Here is a 2,635-nt window from a genome sequence, read left to right on the forward strand (position 1 = left end):
TCTAATAGCCGGTTAAGTGGTAATTTTTTTACCACCCCTCAACCAAATTTAAGTTTTGACGCTATGACAATTGTTGGAAATCTTAATAAAGATAATGCAGAACAATTATCAAAATTTATGAGTGTTGAGCCTCGATTTAGACTTTGGGATATTCTACAAACCAAATTCAAAGCTAAAGCACTTCAAGAAAAAGTATATATCGAATATGACAAAGTGAGAGCAGATAGTTGGGATAGACGTAATATGCGTGTTGAATTTAATCCTAATAAATTAACGTATGATGAAATGCTTTGGTTAAAACGCAATGTAATTAGCTACATGGAAGATGATGGATTTACAAGATTAGATTTGGCTTTCGATTTTGAAGAAGATTTAAGCGATTATTACACAATGACTGATAAAGCAGTTAAGAAAACTATATTTTATGGGCGTAATGGTAAACCAGAAACAAAATATTTTGGTGTACGTGATAGTGATAGATTCATTCGAATTTATAATAAAAAGCAAGAACGCAAAGATAATGCCGATATTGAAATTAATTCAGAACACTTATGGCGTGTAGAAATTGAGCTTAAAAGAAATATGGTTGATATGTGGAATAGCTGTTTTGATGATTTGCATATATTAAAACCTAATTGGACTGTACTAGAAAAAATAAAAGAGCAAGCAATGGTTTATATGTTAATTCATGAAGAAGATACATGGGGAAAACTTGAACGACATGCTAAATATAAATATAAAAACTTAATTAAAGAAATATCGCCAGTTGATTTAACTGAATTAATGAAATCGACTTTAAGAGAAAATGAAAAACAATTACAGAAACAAATTACTTTTTGGCAAAATGATTTTAGAATTTAAAATAATTTGGAGTGGTTGTTATGCTTTTTTCAGAAAGAAATTATGAACACGCAATATATAAAAAAATTGCTAGTAATATAATGAATTGTGCGGTAATTGCATGGATATTACTATTCATTTTGAATTCGATGTTTGATTGGACGTTTTTAGATTATATAAATACCTTTGTTAAAATTATATTTATAATTGGATTAATTATTGGTAGTATTCCAGACTTTTTAGAAAAAGATGGTAAAGGTATATTTTGGGATATTGTAATTATCCTAATTTTGATTTTTATATTATTTATACTTTGAATTTGAGTACATTAAATTTTATACACGAAGTGATCATAAAATTTAAAAACGAATGTGCGACCACCATTTTTGGTCGCTTGGGTTTAACGGTTTTGAACTATGAGTGGCTAGCATTTAAGCCACTCATTTTTTGCGTTAGCAAAAACATAAAGGGTCTGGGATTAATCCCAGCAAGCCGGTATTTTCAGAACGAAGTGGCTAGAAAATACGACGCTTGCCAAATCACAAAATTACTTGATAAAATCTGGCTTACCCTGTAAGCTAGATTTTATCAAGTAATGACTTTCGAAGAAAGCGTGGTGGGATTTGATGAGCGAACAAAATAACTTTATGGCTAGCGACGAAACTGTTGGGCGAAACCATAAACCCAACCGTAAGGAGCCAAAACAAATCAGTTTTCGTGTGAGCGAATCCGAATATTTAAAGTTACAACAATCAGCTGAAACTTTAAATATGAGTGTGCCTGCTTTCGTTAAGAAAAAGGCACAAGGCGCCCGATTGGTCGCACCCAAATTGGATCAAGCAACGCGACAATCGGTAGCGAAAGATTTGAGTATGTTGGGGGCAAATGCGAATCAGATTGCGAAATATTGCAACCAACATCAATATGACGCACCTAACTATCCAGCGTTAGAACGTAATATTAGTGAATTACGTGAAAGGTTAGATGAGGTATGGAACAAAATAAATTAAGAAGATGGCTGTTTGGTATTTGGATTTTAATTGTTATATCTTTAATGATCTTGATTTTATTTTTTAATTTTTCATTCCTAAAGCAATGGTGGTTTATCATCATCTGTTTCTTATTTTGTGCTTTTGGTGGCCTTTTGATTGATTATTTTATTCCTAAACAAAAAAAGGGGAATACCAATGGCAACCACTAAATTAGGCAATACCAAATCGGCAAGTCGGGCAATCAATTACGCAGAAAAGCGAGCAGAAGAAAAGAGTGGCTTAAATTGTGATATAGATTATGCGAAATCATCGTTTAAGCAAACTAGGGCGTTATATGGCAAAGAAAACGGTATTCAAGCTCATACAGTTATACAGTCATTCAAGCCTGGCGAAGTAACACCAGAACAATGTAATCAACTTGGCTTAGAACTAGCCGAAAAGATTGCACCTAATCATCAAGTGGCAATCTATACGCATACAGATAAAGAGCATGTACACAATCATATTGTAATTAATTCAATTGACCTTGAAACAGGACGCAAATATCAAAGTAATAAACAACAAAGAGATTTGGTTAAACAAGCCAATGACGATATTTGTCGAGAACATGGTTTGAGTGTGCCAGAACGAGATACGGCGAAATTGAGATACACACAAGCCGAAAAATCATTGATAGAGAAAGACCAATATTCTTGGAAAGATGATTTGAGAGAAAAAATAGAACATGCGAAAGAACATACAAGCGATTTTAAGAGCTTTTCAGAGTATTTAAAGGAATCAGGTATAGAATTTAAGGTAAGGGG

General features: G+C 32.7%; 4 protein-coding genes. All 4 read left to right on the forward strand.

Going from position 1 to position 2,635, the window contains the following annotated elements; translation table 11 throughout:
- On the forward strand, window positions 1-861 hold an 861-nt coding region (locus CUN59_RS20655), incomplete at its 5' end, for a replication initiation factor domain-containing protein (RefSeq protein WP_104389568.1).
- Between the two features lie 20 nt (window positions 862-881).
- Complete coding sequence (locus tag CUN59_RS20660) at window positions 882-1,157, forward strand: hypothetical protein (protein WP_015310587.1); 276 nt, start codon at window positions 882-884, stop codon at window positions 1,155-1,157.
- A 309-nt stretch (window positions 1,158-1,466) separates the two neighbouring features.
- On the forward strand, window positions 1,467-1,850 hold the full coding sequence (locus CUN59_RS20665; protein WP_104389569.1) for a plasmid mobilization protein: 384 nt from the start codon (window positions 1,467-1,469) through the stop codon (window positions 1,848-1,850).
- A 177-nt stretch (window positions 1,851-2,027) separates the two neighbouring features.
- A partial coding sequence (locus CUN59_RS20675) for a relaxase/mobilization nuclease domain-containing protein (RefSeq protein ID WP_165790242.1) occupies window positions 2,028-2,635 on the forward strand: 608 nt, incomplete at its 3' end.

This window comes from Cuspidothrix issatschenkoi CHARLIE-1 (genome assembly GCF_002934005.1).
Taxonomy (GTDB): domain Bacteria; phylum Cyanobacteriota; class Cyanobacteriia; order Cyanobacteriales; family Nostocaceae; genus Cuspidothrix; species Cuspidothrix issatschenkoi.

What these genes read in the sequence shown, in the direction of transcription:
- CUN59_RS20665 (WP_104389569.1), top strand. Translation starts at nt 1,467, where the DNA reads ATGAGCGAACAAAATAACTTTATGGCTAGCGACGAAACTGTTGGGCGA.
- CUN59_RS20660 (WP_015310587.1), top strand. Translation starts at nt 882, where the DNA reads ATGCTTTTTTCAGAAAGAAATTATGAACACGCAATATATAAAAAAATT.